We start from the raw sequence: 6,127 nt of genomic DNA on the forward strand, positions 1-6,127 counted from the left end.
CCTTGTAATCCCGCTTAAAAAAACGCAGCGGGTTGTATAACACAAACGGACCTACGCTCCAGGCAGGCAACTGCTTCACCACTGTACTGCCGGCAGCGAGGTTTCTTTTCTGCAAGGCATCCGCGCCGTCATAACAATACAAGTCAAACGGCGCCCGCTCCTGCAGCCGGTTAAAAAAATGCTCTCTGTAATGTGGTACCAAAGGCTGCAAAATCGCGATCATACCAACACATTTTTATTTGCATGAATAATACTGCTCACATCATAACCATAAATAAGACGGCTGCCTTCATGAATAGAATCAAACGCCACCAGGCTGCCATCCCGCTTCCAGCGAGGATGCAAATCACAATGCAACCCGCTGCGCGTAAACGCCATCTGCTCCGGTGAGAACGCCTTTAATACCTCCTCTTCCACGCCTTTCAACAACGCACCAGCCACTTTCATATCCGGTTTGGTATCAATCATACGGTAAGTACCCAACGTAGTTTTCTGCTGCGTACTATACTGAAAAAGAAACAATGTCCGGATGCCTTGCTGATTGGGATAGGTATCGCAAATCATCCAGTCGCGGTCTACCGGGCAAAACATAGGATGACCGTCTTCCGTAATAATATCCTTTGCCAGCAACGCCGGCACAGCGTCATTCACATCGGCCAACAGCAGCCAGTTAAACGTAGCCACTGCCTTGGCTCCCTTCTCCCCATGGTACAATAGTTTCTTCAACACCTTTTTACCGTTCGAAATCAAACCTGCCGGCATCATCTTATACAACAGGGAGCCCCGCAGTTTTTCAATACCACTGCCGGTTCTGCCCCAGATGGCAATATGGGCATCATCCTTCCAGTCGAAATGACTCAAAAATCCAGTGGCCAGGCATTTCAGATCACTACCATCTGTACCGATGGTCATTAACCGCGTGGTTTCCCCACCGTCTTTCAACTTATACCGGTGTAAAAAAGCCAGTCTGTTCTGCGATGGGTTCAGCAACAAATGCGTGATGTAATGATGTCGCCCCAGCGAAGGATTCATCCTGTAATTAGCTACTGTTGCAATAGACAACAGCAGCGATTCTTCACCCGTGTACACATTATATTTTGTAATGCCGGAATCCACAGGCGCATGGACATGCGCCTGTTTGTCAGGAAGTCCGGTATAACCATATCCACCTAAACGAAAAAGTCGCGCGTAATCAATGCCGAAAGCAATGCCTTCATCTGTAATCACATGTGCAGGAACCGGCAACACAGATACGCATTTATCTTCACCTGCATCATAAATCCTTGCTCCCCACTTATCTCCCACGCGATCATTCACTATAAAAGTATCTGTCTCCCCTATCCACTGCTGCCGGGCACCCTGTGGATAATTATAGGCATAGGTGCTGCCCAGCTGATGAAACTGTTGTGCCGCATCAAAGTAGCCAACACCACAGGAAACGCGGGGATCCGGAGGTACTGTAATATCCGGCGATTGTAACGCCAGTAATTTATCACCTCCCGCATTCCATGCTACCAGGTCATGAAAACCAAAAAAGAAATCGCCTTTTCCCGCTGATAATATAAATTCCTGTTGCATAATTAATGAGTTGTAATGAACGATGAAGTATCCAGGCTTTTCTCCTTGCGCAATAAAAAAGCATGGTCATGAATTTTATTATCGATGCGCCGTATCACGTCATCTTCAGATAAATAAAATTCTGTTACCCCTTGTAATGTTTTTAACAAATCCAACTTCACAACATCCGGCGCCAGGAACTCCGCACTGATACGGTTACCCGACAATGCTTTTATTTTCTGGTGTAAAAAAGATTTGCGATATAACTTCACCACCGTGGCGTTGATATTATATAACTGAATGGCCGCCTGCCAATCCATCCACTTGAATTCTGATACGCCACTACCTTCAGTATGTGGGGTGGATAATACAAACCTGTGCCATGGTACCCGGAGTGCATCCGCCAGAATAGCGCCGTGCATTGCTTCTGCAATCACAAACTGGGAAGCTGCTATCTCCTGTAACGTATGATCTACGCCCTTTTCTGCCCTTGGCGAAATATAGTGGAAGCCTAAACGGGCACAAATGCTTTCCCAATCAACGTAAGACACCGACTTAAAATAGGGGATCACACTTACTTTATACTTCTTCTTTACATGTAGAAATTTGTCAAATTCCGGCAACTGACGAATCGCATAGGCAGCATCCGCCACATAGGGAAACTGATTATTGAAAGCATAAGCAGATAAGGGTCCCCGCAGAAAACGAATGTCCCAGCTATTATCCAGTTGAAACGTTTTATGAGCAGGTCGCACACCGGTACCAAATACAATCTTTCGTTTATCCGACAAATCACGAAACAGCGGCGATCCGTCGTATAAGATAGAACCTATACCCAGAAATACTTCCGGATCTGTTACGTTGCCTGCACCAAACAGTTTGGGCCATAGCCATCCATTCAGGTCATCACCAAAATTTCCCTTAGGATCTTTATAATAAACATAGTTCACGGTGCAATCATTTACAGGTTAGCAATACGTAATACCTTGGCAGCATAATGACTGTTGACCCACTCCGTAAAATCCACGGCGCGTTTTTCCCAGCTATGTGCCTCCCTATTCACCTTTACCGGCGCCAGTTTCCCTGCCGCCAGCTGGCTAATCAGTCCGGCCAGTGAAGCCGGTGCATTGTTGTTGAAATAATATCCCTGCTCTCCAAATATTTCCATCGGCTCTCCAATACGGCAGGTAAATACCGGTTTGTTAAAAGGAATATACATGTAGATCTTACTCGGACAACGGGCCCAATCCTGTACCGTGTCATTCAATGGTGAAATAAAGGCATTGGCTGCGGCGAAATAAGAACTCAGTTCCTCTTCCGCTGTGTATCCCAGGAACTGTACCTGCATATCCAGTTGCTTCTCCTTCACAAATGCCTTTGCTTCTTCCAGATGCCGGCCCTGCCCCAATAACAGCAGAACAACGTCTTTCCGCTCTTTACTCATCATTTCCATTGCCTGCAACATGGTAAACAATCCGTAGTTACGCGTCATGGTACCCATGTATATCAACATGGTTTTCCCCATATACGTCTCCGTTAGTTCTTTCGCGCGAATCCGGGGCGACTCCACCACATCATTGTTAAATGCATAAGGAGAATACAGCACCGGTAATTGTTTACGAAACAATTGCGCCGCCCTTTTGGTATATGTCTTACAGAGATATTTACTGGCACACAACAATCCATCCGCATACAACACAGACCAGTATTCCAGGGCCAGCATAGCATATTTACGCAGGCCCTTATTATCGGGAATACCGGATGGCAATTCTGAGTGTTCTATGAGTATCGTGGATTTTAGCTTCAACTTATTTTTTAAGATGCGATTGCGAAAGCTGAAAGAACAAAACAAAATATAGTCAGGTGCAATGTCATTTACCAACGCTGTTTTAGTACGTACTTCTTCAGCGGCAGTACCTTCCGGATAATAATACACTTTTACGGCATCACTGCATTCCATGGCAATCCGTTTCCGGTTCTCTTCACTGTCCTGTGCTATAATAGACACCTCCCAGCCTATCGACCGTAACGGTTCTGCCATGCCAATGGCCCTTTTCATGGTGGCAATGAATTTAATGTCGCCCAATGTGATGAAACATATTTTCATAGCTGTTAGTATTTTACCGTTCATATTTCCCTTCGGGAGATATGAACGCTATTGGTTCGTTTATAGGTTCCGTGTCTGACAGTTCATTTTCTTCCGCCACATAATCATAGTACGCCCGCAAGAGGATAGCGCCAATGGCGGGAATATTGAATCGTAATTGTTGTATCGGTGAAAAAAGAAAAGTCCAGATTACGCCAATCGTCATGAGTACCAACACCGGATATAACGCGGTATCTGCTGCGTGCCCGATAAGGTAAAAGCCCATTCTCAACAGGAAAATAAATACCAGCAACACGGCAATAAATCCACCTACACCGGCATTCACCCAGGCTCCCAGCAATATGGAATGACTGGGAATTAGGTGATCCGTAGAAGTAGCCAGTTGCTCATTCATCTCCTCATTCTGATACAACAACAGAATACGGTAGTATTTAAGATTATCATCTTTGGCCCAGGAGCCATGACCAAACAAAGGCGCATCAGCGATTGCGGCGAGCGCAGCAAATGTTTCGCCCCGGCCTGTCATCAACAATTCCAGCGGATTGTAAGGATTATCTAAGCGGTCTATCTGCTCAGACGCATGTTCTCCGCCTATTTCATGATTCAGCACCGCGTTTACATAACTTACATACGCAAACTGAAACAGGATAACACCCGCCAAACCGAATACCAGCAGCCGGTCACGGGTAAGGTACATGCCACTGTTAAAACAATAAATAATAATAGCACCCAAAAAAAATACCATGCCGGTGGAACGTGAATCACGCGCAAAACAAAGTAAACTATAGCCTAACAGTAAAGCCAGTACGGCTTTCCATTGGCCTTTCCGATACAATAAAAATGACAGGATGTATACGCCGTAAGACAGGATAGGTACCATTTTGAACTTGAAGTACGACATATCTCTGTCGGCGTTTTCATCTGTCCAGATAATATTTTTGATCAGGGTCATACAGAGAAAGAAAAAAATAGCCTCGTCATCTTTCAATGTTTTAAACAAAAAGAGGAAAGAGAGGATAGACATCACAATAGCGGCCCATCCCCGCATAAAATTTTCAGAAGAACTTTTCACTACCCACAGATCAGTGATCGCCTGAAACACAAAGAGTGCTACCAGCGCCATAATAATTTTCCGGAAAAACGGATATGCTTTGAAATCACGGGGATCAAATACAAAAGGCGCAGATAATAACACCATGATTTCATTGAGCTTCAACTGCCCCACCAGCGCCACGTTCACGCCGCTCAACAAAGTATACATCGCGATTTTAAGCCGGTTGAACATAGGCAGATTTTTTATCGCGTATAGCGTAGTTAACAATCTGCTGCAGTCGCAGCTGGTTTACTTCCAGGCTGTATTCCTGTAAAAAGTCCTCCTGCAAACGCTCGCCCTTATCCGTTTCACTATCAAAATTGAGCAGCGATTGCTTAAACGCGGCGGGTTCATCAGCTACAATAAAGTGCCGGCTCTTCACGCCTTCCACGCCCTTGGCGGTGCTGATAATAGGCGTTCTCAATGCCATGGCTTCCAGGCATTTCAACCGGGTACCACTACCATGCACCAACGGAATAATCACCGCGCTGGCCACCGAGATATACCACTTTACATCATCTACCTTTCCAAAGGCTACAATGTTCTCGTATTCTTCTTTACCGGTAATGCGCTTCAGTGCTTCCTTTGAACCCCTTCCCACCAGCCACAGGTCATACTTTCCGGCCAGCTCCTTATCCCATACATTTTCAATGAACCATTTCAGGCCCGCAAAATTCATATATACGCCGAAGTTAGCCGTCATCACCAGCACACGTTGTTGCTTTTTACCAAACAGATGATAATCTTTCTGATCCAGAAAATTAGGTACGGTAAACACTTTCTGCTTAGGCAGGAACCGGGAATGATACACATGGTCATCATCACTCACCACCACTACCGCAGCAGCTTTGTTAAAATACAGTCGCTCATGCAATTTCTCCATGCTGAATAATTGCAGCTTGCGCAATTTATCAAACAGGTTATTGGAAGGCAACTGCCAGGTAATCATGGGCTGTGCATTATGCGTACCCAATATGACCGGTATATGTCTACTTTTGAAAAAAGAAATATAATGTCCTACAAAGCCGTAATCAAGTATAGCAGCGGAGATCGGATACTCGTCACATATTTCTTTGAACATGCCCAGTAGCTCTCCCGAACGCTGAAAATATTGCTTACCGGTAATGCGGGTCAGCAGGTCAAAAGGTTTTGTTTCATAAGTATAAAAAGTAACGTTAGGGAGATGGTATTGCTGCAGGTCCACTTTTTCCACATTCCGCACTACGGCAATAACGGAATATCCCAGTTGCGACAAGGCTTTGATCAGGTAATAACTTCTGATTCTTTCTCCTCCGTTCTGCGGAAAAGGAGATATGTCTGTGAAGAAGAGTATATACATATACGTTAGTTCGCTTTTAGTACTACCAGTC

6 protein-coding genes are annotated in these 6,127 nt (G+C 45.2%); all 6 read right to left on the reverse strand.

All coding sequences use genetic code 11. The features are described 5' to 3' along the window. Positions 1 to 223: hypothetical protein (locus VIP81_RS32160; RefSeq protein WP_331971892.1), on the reverse strand; the 223-nt coding region annotated here is incomplete at its 3' end. Further along, positions 220 to 1,578 carry a hypothetical protein gene (locus VIP81_RS32165; RefSeq protein WP_331971895.1) on the reverse strand — a complete coding sequence of 453 codons (1,359 nt, stop codon included), beginning with the start codon at positions 1,576 to 1,578 and terminating at the stop codon, positions 220 to 222. The genes VIP81_RS32165 and VIP81_RS32160, both read right to left, overlap by 4 nt. A 2-nt stretch (positions 1,579 to 1,580) precedes the next feature. Beyond that, positions 1,581 to 2,507, reverse strand: a complete 927-nt coding sequence (locus tag VIP81_RS32170) for a polysaccharide pyruvyl transferase family protein (protein WP_331971898.1) — start codon at positions 2,505 to 2,507, stop codon at positions 1,581 to 1,583. Positions 2,508 to 2,518: 11 nt separating this feature from the next. Further along, positions 2,519 to 3,664 (reverse strand): glycosyltransferase family 4 protein, encoded by a 1,146-nt coding sequence (locus VIP81_RS32175; protein WP_331971901.1) that lies wholly within the window; start codon positions 3,662 to 3,664, stop codon positions 2,519 to 2,521. Between the two features lie 13 nt (positions 3,665 to 3,677). Then, positions 3,678 to 4,949, reverse strand: coding sequence for an O-antigen ligase family protein (locus VIP81_RS32180; RefSeq protein ID WP_331971904.1), 1,272 nt, complete (start codon positions 4,947 to 4,949; stop codon positions 3,678 to 3,680). After that, positions 4,933 to 6,127 (reverse strand): glycosyltransferase (locus tag VIP81_RS32185; protein WP_331971907.1); only part of this gene is annotated, 1,195 nt, incomplete at its 5' end. The genes VIP81_RS32180 and VIP81_RS32185, both read right to left, overlap by 17 nt.

The sequence above is a fragment of the Chitinophaga sp. genome (assembly GCF_036566945.1).
Classification (GTDB): domain Bacteria; phylum Bacteroidota; class Bacteroidia; order Chitinophagales; family Chitinophagaceae; genus Chitinophaga.